General features: G+C 68.7%; 16 protein-coding genes and 1 tRNA gene. 14 read left to right on the top strand and 3 right to left on the bottom strand.

Annotated elements, in window-relative coordinates; genetic code table 11:
• Positions 1–10 precede the first annotated feature (10 nt).
• Positions 11–1,978 carry an acetate--CoA ligase gene (gene acs / locus HGK58_RS01010; protein ID WP_168625705.1) on the bottom strand — a complete coding sequence of 656 codons (1,968 nt, stop codon included), beginning with the start codon at positions 1,976–1,978 and terminating at the stop codon, positions 11–13.
• Between the two features lie 427 nt (positions 1,979–2,405).
• Here acs and HGK58_RS01005 point away from each other — a divergent pair, with 427 nt between their 5' ends.
• The 10 genes from HGK58_RS01005 to HGK58_RS00960 all read left to right on the top strand — a co-directional run bounded on the left by HGK58_RS01005 (position 2,406) and on the right by HGK58_RS00960 (position 13,526).
• Positions 2,406–3,404, top strand: a complete 999-nt coding sequence (locus HGK58_RS01005; protein ID WP_168625704.1) for a TadA family conjugal transfer-associated ATPase — start codon at positions 2,406–2,408, stop codon at positions 3,402–3,404.
• A gap of 8 nt (positions 3,405–3,412) precedes the next feature.
• Positions 3,413–4,306 (top strand): type II secretion system F family protein, encoded by an 894-nt coding sequence (locus HGK58_RS01000; RefSeq protein WP_349236088.1) that lies wholly within the window; start codon positions 3,413–3,415, stop codon positions 4,304–4,306.
• An 82-nt stretch (positions 4,307–4,388) separates the two neighbouring features.
• Positions 4,389–4,568, top strand: a complete 180-nt coding sequence (locus HGK58_RS00995) for a DUF4244 domain-containing protein (protein WP_168625702.1) — start codon at positions 4,389–4,391, stop codon at positions 4,566–4,568.
• Positions 4,546–4,878, top strand: a complete 333-nt coding sequence (locus tag HGK58_RS00990; RefSeq protein WP_168625701.1) for a TadE family type IV pilus minor pilin — start codon at positions 4,546–4,548, stop codon at positions 4,876–4,878. Before HGK58_RS00995 ends, HGK58_RS00990 begins: the two co-directional genes overlap by 23 nt.
• Positions 4,878–5,222: an Rv3654c family TadE-like protein gene (locus HGK58_RS00985; protein ID WP_168625700.1), complete on the top strand. Its 345-nt coding sequence runs from the start codon at positions 4,878–4,880 to the stop codon at positions 5,220–5,222. Before HGK58_RS00990 ends, HGK58_RS00985 begins: the two co-directional genes overlap by 1 nt.
• Before the next feature lie 61 nt (positions 5,223–5,283).
• Complete coding sequence (topA, locus tag HGK58_RS00980) at positions 5,284–8,046, top strand: type I DNA topoisomerase (protein ID WP_168625699.1); 2,763 nt, start codon at positions 5,284–5,286, stop codon at positions 8,044–8,046.
• A 1-nt stretch (position 8,047) separates the two neighbouring features.
• Entirely contained in the window at positions 8,048–8,674 is a 627-nt protein-coding gene (gene tmk, locus HGK58_RS00975; protein ID WP_168625698.1) for a dTMP kinase, read from the top strand.
• A gap of 229 nt (positions 8,675–8,903) precedes the next feature.
• Positions 8,904–10,055: a DNA polymerase III subunit delta' gene (locus HGK58_RS00970; RefSeq protein WP_168625697.1), complete on the top strand. Its 1,152-nt coding sequence runs from the start codon at positions 8,904–8,906 to the stop codon at positions 10,053–10,055.
• The gene (locus tag HGK58_RS00965; protein ID WP_168625696.1) at positions 10,052–11,593 is read left to right on the top strand and encodes an alpha/beta hydrolase; all 1,542 of its coding nucleotides are present in this window, start codon (positions 10,052–10,054) and stop codon (positions 11,591–11,593) included. Before HGK58_RS00970 ends, HGK58_RS00965 begins: the two co-directional genes overlap by 4 nt.
• Before the next feature lie 40 nt (positions 11,594–11,633).
• Complete coding sequence (locus HGK58_RS00960) at positions 11,634–13,526, top strand: heavy metal translocating P-type ATPase (RefSeq protein WP_168625695.1); 1,893 nt, start codon at positions 11,634–11,636, stop codon at positions 13,524–13,526.
• A 29-nt stretch (positions 13,527–13,555) separates the two neighbouring features.
• On the opposite strand, the gene HGK58_RS00955 is transcribed toward HGK58_RS00960, so the two are convergent.
• Positions 13,556–13,628 (bottom strand) — tRNA-Thr (locus HGK58_RS00955).
• Between the two features lie 112 nt (positions 13,629–13,740).
• Here HGK58_RS00955 and HGK58_RS00950 point away from each other — a divergent pair.
• Together HGK58_RS00950 and HGK58_RS00945 are read left to right on the top strand one after the other, a co-directional pair.
• Positions 13,741–14,010: a metalloregulator ArsR/SmtB family transcription factor gene (locus tag HGK58_RS00950; protein ID WP_168625694.1), complete on the top strand. Its 270-nt coding sequence runs from the start codon at positions 13,741–13,743 to the stop codon at positions 14,008–14,010.
• Between the two features lie 9 nt (positions 14,011–14,019).
• Positions 14,020–14,412 (top strand): VOC family protein, encoded by a 393-nt coding sequence (locus HGK58_RS00945; RefSeq protein WP_168625693.1) that lies wholly within the window; start codon positions 14,020–14,022, stop codon positions 14,410–14,412.
• Positions 14,413–14,419: 7 nt separating this feature from the next.
• Here the strand turns inward: HGK58_RS00945 and HGK58_RS00940 are convergent, their stop codons facing one another.
• Positions 14,420–14,698, bottom strand: coding sequence for a DUF2277 domain-containing protein (locus HGK58_RS00940; RefSeq protein ID WP_168625692.1), 279 nt, complete (start codon positions 14,696–14,698; stop codon positions 14,420–14,422).
• Between the two features lie 86 nt (positions 14,699–14,784).
• Here HGK58_RS00940 and HGK58_RS00935 point away from each other — a divergent pair, with 86 nt between their 5' ends.
• Together HGK58_RS00935 and HGK58_RS00930 are read left to right on the top strand one after the other, a co-directional pair.
• Entirely contained in the window at positions 14,785–16,389 is a 1,605-nt protein-coding gene (locus HGK58_RS00935) for a D-alanyl-D-alanine carboxypeptidase (RefSeq protein ID WP_168625691.1), read from the top strand.
• A gap of 14 nt (positions 16,390–16,403) precedes the next feature.
• Positions 16,404–17,006 (top strand): isochorismatase family protein, encoded by a 603-nt coding sequence (locus HGK58_RS00930; protein ID WP_168625690.1) that lies wholly within the window; start codon positions 16,404–16,406, stop codon positions 17,004–17,006.
• The last annotated feature ends 27 nt before the right edge of the window (positions 17,007–17,033 follow it).

The following is a 17,033-nucleotide window of genomic DNA, read 5'->3' as shown; positions in this document are numbered from 1 at the left end:
CGACTCCGCGCTACTGCAGCTTCTCCGTGATCACCTGCATCACTGAGGTGTCGGCAAGAGTGGTGGTGTCGCCGATCTGGCGCCCCTCCGCGACATCCTGAAGCAGTCGCCGCATGATCTTGCCCGAGCGGGTTTTCGGCAGCTCAGTAACGACGAATACCTGACGCGGCCGGGCGATCGCGCCGATCTGCTCGGCGACGTGGGCCCGCAGGATCGCGCTCGCCTCCTCGGCCGTCTGCGCCTCGGCCTGCTTGGCACGCAGGATCACGAACGCGACAACCGCTTGCCCGGTGGTGTCATCGGAGGCCCCGACGACGGCCGCCTCGGCAACGATCGGATGCGACACGAGCGCCGACTCGATCTCCATCGTCGAGAGACGGTGACCGGACACGTTCATCACATCGTCGACCCGGCCAAGCAGCCAGATGTCGCCGTCTTCGTCCAGCCGCGCGCCGTCGCCCGCGAAGTACATGCGGCGCTTGTTCGCACCGGGGAAGTCGAACTTCTCCCAGTAGGTCTCGATGAAGCGCTCCGGGTCGCCCCAGATGCCGCGCAGCATTGAGGGCCACGGGTCGGTGACCACGAGGTAGCCGCCGTTGCCGTTGCCGACGCGATTGCCCTGCTCGTCGAGCACATCCACCGAGATTCCGGGGATCGGCACCTGCGCCGAACCCGGCTTGGCGGTGGTGACGCCGGGCAGCGCGGAGATCATGATCGCGCCCGTCTCGGTCTGCCACCAGGTGTCGACGACCGGGGTTGTGCCGCCGCCGATGATCTCGCGGTACCAGACCCAGGCTTCCGGGTTGATCGGTTCGCCGACCGAGCCGAGCACGCGCAGCGAGCTGAGGTCGAAGCGCTGCGGGTGCTCCCTGCCGACCTTCATGAACGAGCGGATGGCGGTGGGCGCGGTATACAGGATCGTCACCTTGTACTTCTCGACGATCTCCCACCAGCGACCCGGATGCGGGGTGTCCGGCGTGCCTTCGTACATCACCACCGAGGTGCCGTTGGCGAGCGGGCCGTAGACAACGTAGCTGTGTCCGGTGACCCAGCCGACGTCGGCCGTGCACCAATAGACATCCGTCTCCGGTTTTAGGTCGAATACGATGCGCTGGGTGAACGCGTTCTGCATCAGGTAGCCGGCGGAGGTGTGCAGGATGCCCTTGGGCTTCCCGGTCGTGCCGGACGTGTACAGGATGAACAGCGGGTTCTCTGCCTCGAACGCCTTCGCCTCGTGCTCGGCGTCGACCTTCTCGAGCTCCTCGTGCCACCACAGGTCGCGACCCTCGGTCCAGCCGACCTCGTTGCCGCCGCGCTTGATGACGAGCACGTTCTCGATGCTGGTCTCGCCGGCGAGCGCGGTGTCGACGGTCGGCTTGAGCGGGAAGACCTTGCCCTTGCGGTATCCGCCGTCGGCGGTGATGACCAGCTTGGCGGTCGCATCCTCGATCCGCGACCTGAGGCTGTCGGCGCTGAAGCCGCCGAAGACCAGCGAGTGCACCGCGCCGATACGGGCGACCGCGAGCATCGCGACGACGGCCTCCGGAATCATCGGCAGGTAGATGGCGACCCGGTCGCCCTGGCGGATGCCGAGCTCGGTGAGCAGGTTCGCCGCCTTCTTCACCTCGGCGGTGAGCTCGGCGTAGGTGATGGTGCGGCTGTCGCCGGGCTCGCCTTCCCAGTAGATCGCGACCCGGTCGCCGTTTCCGGCCTCTACGTGCCGGTCGAGGCAGTTGTAGGCGACGTTCAGGCGTCCGTCGGCGAACCAGCGCGCGAACGGTGGGTTGTTCCAGTCGAGGGTCTGCGTGAACGGGGTTTCCCAGTGCAGCAACTCGCGGGCCTGATCCGCCCAGAAACCGACCGGGTCGGCGGCGGCGCGCTCATACAGGTCGCTCGTCGCAACCGCCTGAGCGGCGAACTCGGGACTCGGCGGGAAGCGCCGTTCCTCGTGCAGCAGGCTGTCGATCTGTTCGCTCATTACACTCCTGAAACGCTTCTTTGCGGTCTCGGTGCGGCTGTTTGGGCGCACCAGAAACGAGACTACCCGCCTCACAGTGTTTCCCCATTGAAAAGGTCTCGCCCTGCACTAGACTGATGTGGTCAATCCGTCATGGATGACTGGCAGTCCGCAACGATTCCCCCCAATCAGCTGACTGCCGTGGCGGCGCCGGTTCCCCCCAACAGGCGCCGCCCCTCTTTTTTAACCCGTTTCAAGGAGATCCGGCCGCGTTCCGCCCCGGATGCCCGTCATCCGTCTCGAAGCGGCGCTTTTTCCTTGAGATGGGATAGAAGCCGGAGGTTGGTCGGGCGACGGGTGCTCCTCCCGATAGCGGCCGGTGAGCCGGAGCGCACTGCTGGCCCGAGTCAGACCCGGATCGTCGGCGGCTGGCGCGTACCGTCGCCGCATGCTCGAGCCGCGTTTCGTCGCCCGCCCACCCGGTGCGAGCCAGGACACACCGACCCGCCGCAACCTGCCCGAATTCGGTGAGCTGGCGGCGCTCGTCGCCGACCCGGAGGTGACGGATGTCTTCGTCAACGGGGTGGACGGGCTGTGGGTCGACCGCGGCGCAGGTCTGCTGCGCCAGCCCTCCCTTGAACTGGACGAGGGTCGACTCCGCGAACTCGCCGTCCGCCTGATCGCACTCGGCGGACGGCACATCGACGAGGCGACACCGTGCGTCGACGTGCGACTGCACGACGGCATCCGGGTGCACGCGGTGCTGCCGCCGATCTCCACCGGCGGCACGCTCATCTCGATCCGGCTGCCGCGCTTCAGGCGGCTCTCGCTCGACGACCTCGAGCGGGCGGGGTTCTTCGCCGACGTGCCCGCCGCATCCGTTGTCCATTTGGTCGAACGGCGCGCGAACGTGCTGATCACCGGGGCGGCCGGCAGCGGCAAGACCACCCTGCTTTCGGCGATGCTCGCGAGCGCCGACCCGAGCGACCGGATCGTCGCGATCGAGGATGTCGCCGAACTCCACGTCGAGCACCAGCACTTCGTGTCACTCGAAGCGAGGCAGGCGAACCTGGAGGGCGCAGGCGGCGTCGGCATGGAGCGACTGGTACGCGAAGCGCTGCGGATGCGCCCCGACCGGCTGGTGGTGGGGGAGTGCCGCGGCGCGGAGGTGCGCGAACTGCTCGCGGCGCTCAACACCGGCCACGACGGCGGCGCAGGCACCCTGCACGCCAACTCACTCGGAGACGTCCCGGCACGGATGGAGGCGCTCGGCGCGCTCGCCGGTCTCGGTCCGACCGCGATCGCCCGCCAGACGGTGAGCGCCATTGGCGCGGTGCTTCACCTCGAGCGGCGCGGCGGCGTGCGCCGGCTCGCCCAGCTCGGGTCCTTCGAGCTCGATGATCGGGACCGGCTCACGACCGTCGAGGCGCCCCCAGTGAGCCCATGAAGCGGGCGGTGCCGAAGCACGCGGCTGACCCGGTCGGCCCGGCCGCCCAGACGGTGCAACGGCTTGCCGTGCTGCTGGCCGCGGGCGTCACGCCCGGCTCCGCCTGGGGCTACCTCGCCGAGCAGAGCGCCGACCCGCGCGTGCGGCAGATCGCTGCGACGGATGCGCCGATCGCCGACGCGATTCTGGCCAGCAGTCAGGGCGATCCGGTCTGGCGAAGCCTCGCCGCGGCCTGGCGGATTGCGATCGATGCAGGGGCTCCGCTCGCGCCGACACTGAGGTCGCTCGCGCAAACCCTCCGCGATCTCGCCCAGACCCAGCGCGACGTCTCGGTCGCCCTCGCGGCGCCCGCGGCGACCGCACGGATGGTGCTGGCGCTCCCGCTGGTGGGGCTGCTGTTCGGCGCGGCACTCGGATTCGACACCCTGGGCATCCTCTTCGGCACCCCGGCCGGCTTCGCCTGCCTCGTTCTCGGGGCAGGGCTCATGCTCGCCGCCCGGATGTGGAACCGCCGCCTGCTTCGGGCCGCAACCCCGACCGACCCAACGCCGGGCCTGCAGCTCGAGCTGCTGGCGATCGCGCTGTCTGGCGGGGCATCCGTCGACCGGGCACGCGAGGCGGTTGCCGAGGCGAGCCGCAGCTGCGGTCTGCCGAGCGACGCAGCCGAGGTCGACGCGGTGCTCGCGCTGTCCGTGCGGGCCGGGGTGCCCGCGGCGGCCCTGCTGCGCAGCGAAGCCGAACAGGAGCGACTCGAGGCGCGCAGCGAAGGGCAGCGCAGGGCGGCGAAGCTCGCGGTGACGCTGATGATCCCGCTCGGCGTGTGCGTGCTGCCCGCGTTCATGCTGCTGGGGGTCGCGCCGCTGATGATCGCGGTCGTCTCCTCAACGGTGTCCGGGCTGTGAGGTTCGCACACGGCGGCGAGCCCGGATGCCCGGGACTGCCAGTGGTCCGCTCGACACTGTCCTCGATTAGAAGGAGGAACAGATGAGATTCAGACTCAAGCGTCGCCTCGCAGGCGAGACCGGCGCGGCCACCGCCGAGTACGCCATCGCGACGATGGCGGCCGTCGGCTTCGCGGGGCTGCTGGTGGTGATCATGCGCTCCGATGAGGTGCGCGGCATGCTCACCGACCTGGTGCAGCGTGCGCTCACGTTCGCCGGCTGACGCCGAAGCGGGCACGGTGGCCGCAGAATTCGCGGTTGCCGTGCCCGCCGTGATGCTCGTGCTCGCGTGCTGCCTCGGCTCGGTGCAGCTCGCCAGCCAGCAGGTGCGGTTGCAGGATGCCGCCGCGGTCGCCGCCCGCGCCACGGCGAGGGGCGACCCGGTGGATGTCGGCCGACTCGTGCCCGGCGCATCCGGAGCAATCGAGAGCGGCAGTGAGCTCGTGTGCGTCACGGCGACGGTGCACGGGCCGGGGCTATTCGGCGCCATCACCCTGACAGCGCGCAGCTGCGCACTCGCCGGAGGAGGCTGATGCGCGCCGACGAGCGCGGGTCCGGCTCGCTACTCGCGGTCGCGCTCATCACCGGCACTCTCGCGCTGACCATGCTGTTCGTACCTCTCTATATAGTGCTGGTCGCGAAGCAGCGGGTCGCAGGGGCAGCGGATGCCGCAGCACTCGCCGCAGCGGACGTCGCGATCGGCATCGTCCCCGGGGTGCCCTGCGAGCAAGCATCCGTCGTCGCCGAAGCGAACGGGGCGGCGCTCAGCGGATGCCGTCAGGATGGCGCTATCGTGACCGTCAGGGCCAGCACGATCGTGCTTGGACTGCCCGTGGCGGCTCTCGCCACCGCCGGACCCGCTCCGCCGCGCCAATAGAGCGCGCGGTGTTTTCGTGTGTATGGTGTCCCCTGTTCTATTCAGACATTCAAGGAGTTCCGTGCCCGGCACGAAGAAACTGGTCATCGTCGAGTCACCTGCAAAGGCGAAGACCATCGCGCAGTACCTCGGTGACGATTACGAAGTGCAGGCCTCCGTCGGCCACATTCGTGACCTCATCGAGCCGAAAAACCTGCCGCCGGAGCTGAAGAAGGGCTCGCTCGGCAAGTTCTCCGTGGATGTCGAGAACGGCTTCGAGCCGTACTACGTCGTATCCGACCAGAAGCGCAAGACGGTCTCCGAGCTGAAGAAGGCGCTCAAGAACGCCGACGAGCTCTACCTCGCAACTGATGAGGACCGCGAAGGCGAGGCCATCGCGTGGCACCTGCTGCAAGTGCTGAACCCCAAGGTTCCCGTGCGGCGCATGGTGTTCCACGAGATCACCAAGGACGCCATCGAGCACGCCCGCGACAACACCCGCGAGATCGACACCGCACTCGTTGACGCGCAGGAGACCCGCCGCATCCTGGACCGCCTGTACGGCTACGAGGTGTCGCCGGTGCTGTGGCGCAAGGTTGGCCCCGGGCTGTCGGCCGGCCGCGTGCAGTCCGCCGCTACCCGACTGGTGGTCGAGCGTGAGCGCGAACGACTGGCTTTCATCGCGGCGACTTACTGGGACCTGTCCGCGAGTCTCACCCCGGCCGAGCAGAAGGACCTGTTCGACGCGCGTCTCGCCCGCCTGAACGGCTCGCGAGTCGCCACCGGCCGCGACTTCGATGACCGTGGAGCATTGAAGACGGATGCTGTCGCCCTCGACGAGGCGGCAGCCGAGGCGCTCGCGACGGCACTGCGAGAGGCGTCGACCTCTGTCACGGTGACCTCGGTCGAGTCGAAGCCGTACACGCGTCGGCCGGCCGCGCCGTTCACGACGTCGACGATGCAGCAGGAGGCCGCCCGCAAGCTGCGCTTCTCCGCCCGGCAGACGATGAGCGTCGCGCAGAGCCTGTACGAGAACGGTTTCATCACCTATATGCGAACCGACTCGCCGTCGCTGTCGCAGCAGGCCACCAACGCGGCCCGCACGCAGGCGAAGGCGCTGTACGGAGCCGACAGCGTTCCCGAGAAGCCGCGCGTCTACAGCGGCAAGTCGAAGAACGCGCAGGAAGCGCACGAGGCGATCCGCCCATCCGGTGACACCTTCCGCACCCCGTCCGAGTTGCAGGGCACGCTGCGCGGCAACGACTGGAAGCTGTACGACCTGATCTGGAAGCGCACCGTCGCCAGCCAGATGGCGGATGCCAAGGGGTCGACCGCCACGGTCACGATCACCGCGGCCACGGCATCCGGAGACCGCGCCGAATTCGTTGCAAGCGGCACCGTGATCACCTTCCGCGGCTTCCTGGCCGCCTATGAAGAGGGACGTGACGAGGAGCAGAACGAGACCGCAGAGCCGACCGAGGCGAAGCTGCCGGCGCTGACCGAGGGGCAGAGCCTCACGCTGGCGTCGGTCGAGGCCAAGGGGCACGAGACCAGCCCGCCGCCGCGGTACACCGAGGCCAGCCTGATCAAGACGCTCGAGGAGCTCGGGATCGGGCGACCGTCCACCTTCACGTCGATCATCTCGACGATCATCGACCGCGGGTATGTGACCCCGCGCGGCACCGCGCTGGTGCCCAACTGGGTGGCGTTCTCTGTGGTGCGTCTGCTGGAGGACTACTTCGGCGAGCTGGTGCAGTACGACTTCACCGCCGACATGGAGAACGACCTCGACCGCATCGCCGACGGCGAGGAAGACCGGGTCGGCTGGCTCACCAGCTTCTACTTCGGCGGCCAGCGGCACCGCGGCCTGCGCAACGTCATCGACAACCTGGGCGAGATCGACGCGCGCAGCGTCAACTCGACCCGGATCGATGACGACATCACGCTGCGCATCGGCAAGTACGGCCCGTACCTTGAGGTCGAGGATCCGGATGCCGCGGACGGCACGCCGCGCCGCGTGAACATCCCGCAGGACCTCGCCCCCGACGAGCTCACGGTCGAGAAGGCCCGCGAGCTCATCGAGGCGCCCGTGGTGACCGACCGGGTTATCGGCATCAACCCGGAGAACGGCAAGCAGATCGTCGCGAAGGACGGCCGGTTCGGCCCGTACGTGACCGAGCTGGAGCCCGAGGAGGACGAGAACTCGGCGGTCGAGCCTGTCGAGACCGTGGACGCCGCCACCGGCGAGGTGACGGCGACGGTGGTTGAGCCTGTCGAGACCCCGAAGAAGCGCAAGCCGGCCGCCAAGAAGGCGGCCGGCGCCAAGCCGCGCACCGCGTCGCTGTTCAAGTCGATGGACCTCGCGACCATCGACCTCGACACGGCGCTGACCCTGCTCAACCTGCCGCGCGTCGTCGGCGTCGATCCGGAGTCCGAGGCGGAGATCACCGCGCAGAACGGCCGGTACGGCCCCTACCTGAAGAAGGGCACCGACACCAGGTCGCTCACGAGCGAGGACCAGATCCTCGAGATCGACCTCGCCGGTGCGCTGGAGCTGTTCGCGCAGCCGAAGTACGGTGCCAAGCGTGCGTCCAGTGCTCTGAAGGAGTTCGAGAACCCGGACCCCGAGAGCGGCAAGGCGATCAAGATCAAGGACGGCCGGTTCGGGCCGTATGTCACCGACGGTGTGACCAACGTGACGGTCCCGCGCGGTGAGGTGCCGGAGGAGATCGACTTCGAGCGGGCGGTGCAGATGCTCGCCGACAAGCGGGCGAAGGGTCCGGCCAAGCCGAAGGCGAAGGCGAAGGCCAAGACCACCCGCAAGGCTCCCGCGAAGAAGAAGTGACGTGACCGGGCTGTTCATCACGTTCGAGGGCGGCGACGGCTCGGGCAAGTCGACCCAGGCGGAGCTGCTCACGAGTTGGCTGACGGATGCCGGACACACCGTCGTGCGCACTCGCGAGCCGGGCGGCACCGACCTTGGTGATGAGCTGCGGGAGATCGTGCTGCACCGGCGCGGGGACATCGCGCCGCGCGCCGAGGCGCTGATCTACGCGGCGGACCGTGCACATCACATCGCGACCAAGGTGCGGCCGGCGATTGACCGCGGCGAGGTCGTCATCCAGGACCGGTACTTCGACTCCTCGGTGGCCTACCAGGGAGTCGGCCGCGGTCTCGGGGCGGACGATGTCCGTCGGATCTCGCTGTGGGCGGTCGAGGACCTGCTTCCCGACCTGACGATCCTGCTCGACCTGGACGAGTCCGTCGGCCGCGGTCGCCTCGACGGGGCGCGCACTCGCTACGACCGGCTCGAGGCGGAGGAGCAGACCTTCCATGCGACGGTCCGCTCCGCGTATCTCGAGCTTGCGGCGGCCGAGCCGGAACGGTTCCTGGTGCTGGACGCATCCGGGGACATCGACTCGCTCGCCGCGGCGATCCGCACTCGCGTCGAAGCCCTCCTCGCGCGCCGCTGACCGTCCTGCAACGCTGCTGCCGTGTGTTATCGATGCGGGTGCTGTAGCGGGCGCATCGACAACAAACTGCGGGTTTGTTGACCGCGCGCCGGTTCAAGGAGGCGCGCGGTCAACAAGCGGCGGCGTGGTTGACCGGATGCGCCGGATGCGTCGGGCGGGCCGGGCGCCGGATGCGCCGGGCCGCGGGAAACTGGGAACCACCGAGAGCGGTGCACCCTAGGCTTTACGCATGCAGGTGTGGGACGAGCTGACCGGCCAGTCTGAGGCGATCGACGTGTTCCGATCGGCCGCGGAGGCCGCCGCCGCTGGGCGTGACGGGATGACCCACTCGTGGCTCATCACCGGTCCGCCCGGGTCAGGGCGCTCCAACCTCGCCTTCGCCTTTGCGACCGCGCTGCTCAGCCCCGGCAACCCCGACGGCGATGAGGCGACCCGCCGTCAGGTGGCGGCGCGCACGCATCCGGATCTCGGCGTGCTCAGCACCGAACGCGTCATCATCTCGATCGAAGAGGTGCGGTCGCTGGTCGCGAGCTCGCAGTTCTCACCGTCGGTCAGCCGCTACCGGGTGATGATCATCGAGGACGCCGACCGGATGACCGAGCGCACCTCCAACGTGCTGCTGAAGGCGCTCGAGGAGCCGCCGCCGCGTACGGTGTGGATCCTGTGCGCGCCGAGCGAGGCGGACCTGATCCCCACCGTCCGGTCGCGGGTGCGCAGCGTGCGGTTGCGGGTTCCATCCGTGGAGGATGTCGCCGAGCTGATCACCCGCCGCGACGGCGTCGACGCTGAACTTGCGATCCGCGCCGCCCGCGAGGCGCAGAGCCACATCGGCATGGCGCACCGGCTGGCGACCAACGCCGACGCCCGCGCGCGTCGCGAGCAGACTCTGCAGGCCGCCCTCGGCATCCGGAGCGTCTCCGGTGCGGTCAGCGCTGCCGCCACGCTGCTCGAGGTCGCCACCGCGGATGCCAAGGCGATCACCGAGGAACGGGACGCCGAGGAGCGTGAGAGCGCGATGCGCTCGCTCGGCATCGAGCCAGGCGGCACCATTCCGCCCGCGCTGCGCTCGCAGCTGAAGTCGCTCGAGGAGGACCAGAAGCGCCGCGCCACCCGCAGCCTGCGCGACGGACTGGACCGCATCATGGTCGACCTGATGTCGCTCTACCGGGATGTGCTGCTGCTGCAACTGGGCGTCGCAACCGAACCCATCAACCGCGAGATCAGCGACCAGCTGCAGCGCGCCGCCGAGGAGTCGACCCCGGCGCAGACCCTCGAGACCCTCGACGCCATCACCACCGCGCGGCAGCGTATCGACGCCAACGTTGCGCCCGCCCTCGCCCTTGAAGCCATGTTGATCACCGCCAGGAGGCAGCCCAGATGAGAGAGCGACGCACCCGACGAACCCTCAGCGCGGTCGCGGTGGCCGCGGCGGCGGCGATGGGGCTGAGCGGATGCGTGTCGTTCTTCGTCCCCGAGGAGCCGAGCAAGACATCCGTTCCCACCGACGAGTCGGTCGCGCCCGAGCTCGAGGCGTTCTACAAGCAGGTGCTGCAGTGGGAGAACTGCGGTGACGGCTTCCAGTGTGCGACCGCGACAGCGCCGCTCGACTGGAACGAGCCCGAGCGGGAGTCGATCGAACTGGCGCTCATCCGGTCGGTGGCGAAGAGCAGCGACCGGATCGGGTCGCTGCTGGTGAACCCCGGCGGGCCGGGTGGTTCCGGCTATGACTTCATCCACGACAGCCTCGACTATGCGGTGTCCGGCAACCTGATCGACCGGTTCGACGTTGTCGGCTTCGACCCCCGCGGCGTCGGCCGGTCGTCGGCGGTCTCCTGCTACGACGACCCTGCCCAGATGGACCGCTGGCTGTACGAGCTGCCGGGGAACGAGTTCGCGTCGGATGCCTGGATCGCCGAGAACAAGGCATCCTCGGCTGAATTCGGTCAGGCCTGCCTCGATCACACCGGCGACCTGCTCGGCTTCGTCGACACGAACAGCGCCGCACGCGACCTGGACCTGCTGCGCGCGATCCTCGGCGACAAGAAGCTGAATTACCTCGGCTACTCCTACGGCACCCTGCTCGGGGCGACCTACGCCGAGCTGTTCCCGGAGAAGACCGGGCGCCTCGTGCTCGACGGCGCGATTGACCCGGCCACGAGCGAATTCGACGTCACCGCGACCCAGGCGGTCGGGTTCGAGAGCGCCATGATGGCCTACCTCGAGGACTGCAGCACCGGCTCGGAGTGCCCGTTCCGCGGCGCCCCCGAGCAGGCGATGCAGACCGTGAACGCGCTGCTGCAGAGCCTGCAGGCCAGCCCGTTGCGCGCATCCGACGGTCGGATGCTTGGGGCATCGACCATGTTCACGGCCATCATCCTGCCCCTGTACAGCCAGGAGAACTGGCCGTACCTGAACGACCTGTTCGCCCAGGTGATGAGCGGGGAGGCGGACTTCGCGTTCGCGCTGGCCGACAGCTACAACGGGCGGAATCCGGATGGCACCTACCGCGACAATTCGACGGAGGCGTTCACCGCGATCAACTGCCTGGACTACCCGATCGACTCGTCGGTGGAGACGCTGCGCGCGCAGGCTGCCGAGCTCGCGAAGGTGGCGCCGGTGTTCGGCCCGCTTATGTCGTACGGCACGTCGTGTGACGGATGGCCGTTCCCGGCCGAGCGGGACCGGCAAGAGATCCACGCATCCGGTTCGGCGCCGATTCTCGTGGTGGGGACGACGAACGACCCGGCGACCCCGTACCAGTGGTCGGTGAACCTGGCCGACCAGCTCGACGAGGGCCACCTGGTCACCTATCAGGGTGAGGGGCACACCGCCTACAACAAGTCCAACTCGTGCGTGAACCGCGCGGTCGATGACTTCCTGATCAACGGGACGGTGCCGTCGGCCGACCCCATGTGCTGAGGCTTGCCCTACGGGAGCCACAGAGGGGTAGCAAGGAGTAATGGACCGCTTCCGGGCTGCCGCACGACGCTATCCGCTCGTCCTGGCGACGTTCGGTGTGGCTGCCATCGCCCTCGTCCTGACGTTGCTCGGTTTCGACACCGTCACCGCCTGGTTCGTGTCGCTGTTCGCGCTCGCCGTTGCCGCTCGCGAGGGCTGGAGCATGATCCGGAGCCTCGTCGGCGGCCACGTCGGGTTGGATGTGCTGGCTATCACGGCGATTGTTTCCACCGTTGCGGTGGGCGAGTACTGGGCAAGCCTGGTGATCGTCCTCATGCTCTCGGGAGGGGAGGCGCTTGAGGATCTCGCCTCGGTTCGTGCCCAGCGGGAGCTCAACGCACTGCTGACTCGGGTGCCCCAGCGGGCGCACCGGATCGCGGATGACGGGGAGATCGAGGAGATCAGCGCCGACGAGGTCGCAGTGGGCGACCGTCTGCTGCTGCGCCCCGCCGAACTGGTCCCCGTCGATGCTGAACTGTTGAGTCCGGCCGGCGATTTCGACGAGTCATCGCTGACAGGGGAGAGCATGCCGGTAGAAAAGTCGACCGGGGAGCAGGTGCTGAGCGGCTCGATCAACGGCGCAACCGCAGTCGAGGTCCGGGCGACCGCTGTCGCATCCGACAGCCAATACCAGCGGATTGTCGAGCTGGTGCGGGAGGCCTCGCAGAGCAAGGCGCCGCTGGTGCGCCTCGCTGATCGCTACGCGCTGCCGTTCACCATCGTGTCGCTGGCCATCGCCGGGGCAGCCTGGTGGATGAGCGGCGATCCGGTCCGGTTCGCCGAGGTGCTCGTGGTCGCGACCCCGTGTCCGCTGCTGATCGCGGCTCCCGTTGCGTTCATGGCGGGCATGTCCAGCGCCGCGAAGCTCGGGATCGTGATCAAGGATGCCGGGACTCTTGAGAAGCTGTCCCGCGCGCGCACTGTCGCTTTCGACAAGACCGGGACGCTGACGCACGGCAGGCCGGAGGTTGTCGGGGTGCAGCCCGCCGACTCCCTCAGCTCTGATCGTCTGTTGCAATTGGTCGGCTCGGCCGAACGATACTCGTCACACGTGCTGGCGCAGTCGCTCATCGCCGCTACCAGTGACCGCGGGCTCGAGTTGATCGACGCGGACGACGCTCGGGAGGTCGCGACCAACGGTGTGCGCGCGGAACTGGACGGGCACGTGGTCATGGCAGGCAAGCCAGGCTGGGTCGCCGACCACGCATCCGGTGTCCAGCGACTAACTTTGGAATCCGGGGAAGCGGCCGTCTACGTGGCCGTCGACGGCCGGTTCGCCGGGACGATCACCTTGCGTGACCGGATGCGCGAGGAAGCGCCGGCGACGCTGGACGCGCTGTCCGGACTGGGCGTGCGCAAGACGATCATGCTGACCGGGGACGTGCGGCAGACCGCGCAAGCCGTCGCGGATGAGCTCGGCATCGAGGAGGTCCACGCCGAGTGCCTCCCGGCCGACAAAGTCGAAGTCGTGCGTGCTGCGACGCCGCGCCCGGTGGTGATGGTCGGCGACGGCGTCAACGACGCGCCGGTGCTCGCCGCCGCCGACGTCGGGATCGCTATGGGCGCGCGGGGGTCCACTGCGGCGAGCGAATCGGCTGATGTGGTGATCCTGCTGGATGACCTGTCCCGCGTCGCGCGTGCGGTGTCCATCGGTCATCGGACTGTGGCGATCGCGTTACAGAGCATCTGGCTCGGCATCATCATCAGCGTCGGGCTGATGTTCGTGGCCGCGTTCGGTTACCTGCCCGCGATCGTAGGGGCGACCCTGCAGGAGGTCGTTGACCTGATCGCGATCCTCGGCGCGCTGCGCGCGGTGCGGGCGGGCGCTGCGCCGCTTCCGCATGGAGCGAAGTACGGGCTGCGTGCGCCGCAAACGGTGGAAGGCGCCGGGTGACAGGCATCTCCGGTTCGAGAGTAGAACTGAGCCGCCTGTGGGAATCGAACCCACGACCTTCTCATTACGAGTGAGACGCTCTGCCGACTGAGCTAAGGCGGCGCACCGCGCGGCGAGCCGCTGGCACGAAAAGCAATCTTAGCCGATCACTGACAAGCTCAAACAACCCCGCATCCGTTGACATGCAAGTAGTCACTTGCCTATTGTGGTTCGGGTGGGAGATGTCTTCCGGGCGCTGGCGGACCCGACACGGCGGCTCATCCTCGACGAGCTCACGCTGCGGGACGGGCAGACCCTGTTCGAGATCTGCTCGCGGCTGATCGCCCACGGCAACACCTCAACCCGGCAGGCGATCTCGCAGCACCTCGCCGTTCTCGAAGAGGCCGGCCTGGTCGTTTCTCACCGATCCGGCCGCACCAAGATCCATCACCTGAACACTCAGCCACTGCGCTCGATCACCGAGCGCTGGCCCGTAACCGATTAGGAGTGCACCATGCAGGCACGCATCAACGTGACGAGCGTATTCGTCGACGACCAGGCGAAGGCGCTCGCGTTCTACACGGAGAAGCTCGGGTTCCTGCCGAAAACGGATGTTCCGGTCGGTGAGCACCGGTGGCTCACCGTCGTCGGCGCGGATGCTCCGGATGGAGTGGAGCTGCTCCTCGAACCTGACGAGCATCCGGCCGCGAAGGCTTACATGAGGGCGCTGGTCGAGGACGGCATCCCGGCCACGTCGTTCGCGGTGGATGACGTGGTCGCCGCGCACCGAGAGCTCGAGGCGCAAGGGGTCAGGTTCACCCAGCCGCCGACACCGATGGGACCGGTGGTCACCGCGGTGCTCGACGACACCTGCGGAAACCTGATCATGATCGCGAGCCCGGCGTAGGCGGCGCCTACGCCGGCACGCGCGCGTACCGCTCCGCCGCTCGGGCGCGCGCCTTGGCCGCCTCGACCTCGCGGTTCTTCGGCGGGGCGGTTGTCACCAGGTCCTGCAGCAGGTGCCCGGTGATGTGTGCGATCTCCGCGACCGCGCGGTTGAAAGCTTCCTCGTTCGCCTTGGACGGCTTCGTCGAACCGCTCACCTTGCGCACGTACTGCAGCGCCGCCGCGTGAACCTCTTCGTTCGTCGCCTCGGGCTCGAAATTGTGGAGAGTGTGAATGTTCCGGCACATAATTCGAGGCTACTCGGGGGCACTGTCAGGGCAACCCCCGCCGGGCGCGGCACAGGCTACGTTCAGCGCGCCAGTACTATAGGCGAGTGACTGACCAGGGGGAGCCGCTGAGTCGCCGCGCCGCGCGCGAGGCGACGGGCAAGCCGATCAAGCCGAAGAAGCAGGCACCGGATGCGCCGGCCTCCTCGAGCGGGAACGCCGGCACCGGCATCCGGGCGCTGATCGCCAAGCATCCAACCGCCTGGCTGGCCGGCGCGCTGAGCGCCGCCTTCCTGATGCTCGGCACTGGCGCCGTGTTCGCCGGCGCCGCGGTCGCCGCGAACGCGGCCACGCCTGTGGTGTTGCCAACCGAGACGGCGCGGGGGCCGCGAGACGTTCCGCCGCAGCTGGCCGGCGCGCAAGCCGTCCGCACGTGCATGGTCTCCGCGGTCGATCCCGCGCTCGGCAGCTTCGCCGGCGCGGTGGTCAACGCCGCCACGGGCGAATTGCTGTTCGACCGGAGTGCATCCGACGCCGCCCCTGGAGCCAGTGCCGTGAAGGCGCTCACCGCGGCCGCCGCGTTGTCGGTGCTCGGGGCGGACTACCAGCTCAGCACCCGGGTGTACCAGGGAACCGAGCCGGGCAGCATCGTGCTCGTCGGCGGCGGTGACCCGACCCTGAGCGCGGCCACCGACAGCTACTACCCCAATGCGCCTAAGCTTGCCGATCTCGCCGAGCAGGTCAACGCACAGTGGAAGCTCCTCAACCCGCCGGTCGTCGTCGTTCCCGACCCGCCGCGTGAGGAGAACGAGGACGAGGAAGGGGACGAGACCGAACCGGACCCGGCGCCCACCCAACGTCCCACCACCACCCAGCAGCAGATCACCAAGGTGATCGTCGACGTGGGCCTGTGGAGCAGCGCCGACCGTTGGAACCAGGGCTGGGCCCGCGGTGAGCAGACCACCGGCACCATGGCCGAGGTCGTCCCGCTGATGGTCGACGGCGATCGCGCCGACCCGAAAAAGGCAGTCAGCCCGCGCAGCACCGATCCGACCGGGCGGGCGGTGACCGCCTTCATCCGCGCGCTGGGTCTCGACCCGGCGAAGGTGCAGGTGAGCAACGGATCGGCCCTGACCAGCCGGCCGCTGCTCGGCGAGGTCAAGTCGCAGCCGGTCAAGCAGCTGGTGGGGCACATGCTCCGCACGGGTGACAACACGCTCGCCGAGCAGCTCGCGCGCGTCGTCTCAGTCGAGGTGGACAGGGGCGGTGCGGCCGCGTCCCTCACCGACGTGATCGGCGGTGCCCTTGCACAGCACGGCATCGACGTGAGCGGACTCGCCCTCAGTGACGCGAGCGGTGTCAGCGCCGCGAACGCAGTCCCGCCGCAGGCGATCGCCGGGCTGATGGCGAAGGTCGCGAGCGGTGACCAGACCCTCGCGATCATGAACGACTCGCTGCCGGTCGCCGGCAACAAGGGCGGGCTGGAGGGCCGGTTCGGCGGCGACAATGCGGTGGTGCACGGCAACGTCCGCGCCATGCCGGGCGCGATCGACGGGGCTCAGACGCTCGCTGGCCTGATCATCGCCGCGGATGGCACCGCGCTCGGGTTCTCGTTCCACGCCGTCGGCGCAGGCGGGGAGGCAACGGATGCCGCCCTCGATACTCTCACCGCGGCAGTGTTCAATTGTGGGAACAACCTTTCCAACGTTTGAGCAAGGGGAAGACCATGAGCCGGGCTTTGTTCGTCATCGATGTGCAGAACGACTTCACCGAGGGCGGTGCGCTCGGCGTCCAGGGTGGCGCGGCGGTGGCCGCCGGGGTCACGGCGCTGTTGGCGAAGCATCCGGATCGGTATGAGCACGTCTTCGCGTCCCGCGACTGGCACGACGCCGACAATGACAATGGCGGGCACTTCGCCGTCGGCGCCGAACCGAACTTCGTGGACACCTGGCCCGCGCACTGCGTCGCCGGAACGCCCGGCGCCGAGTACCACCCGGACCTGAACACGGATGCGGTCACGATCCACGTGCGCAAGGGGCAGGGTGTGCCGGCCTACTCGATCTTCGAGGGGAAGACGGATGACGGTGCGACCGTGTCCGAGAAGCTGGACGAGTTGGGTGTGCTCGAGATCGACGTCGTCGGCATCGCCACGGACCACTGCGTACGCGCGTCGGTGCTCGACGCGCTCGAGCACGGGCGGCGGGTGCGCGTGCTGACCGGACTGGTCGCCGGGGTTGCGCCGGATGCGACAGCGGCCGCCCTGGAGGAGATGGGGCACGCCGGGGCGGAGCTGGTGAGCCCGGAGGGGGAGCCAACCCCCGCGGGTTGAGGGTCTCGACAGGCTCGACCACCGGTG

This window comes from Cryobacterium sp. BB307 (assembly GCF_012274275.1).
Taxonomy (GTDB): domain Bacteria; phylum Actinomycetota; class Actinomycetes; order Actinomycetales; family Microbacteriaceae; genus Terrimesophilobacter.
The sequence above is the reverse complement of the archived record's forward strand: the minus strand, read 5'-3'. Positions and strand labels throughout refer to the sequence as shown.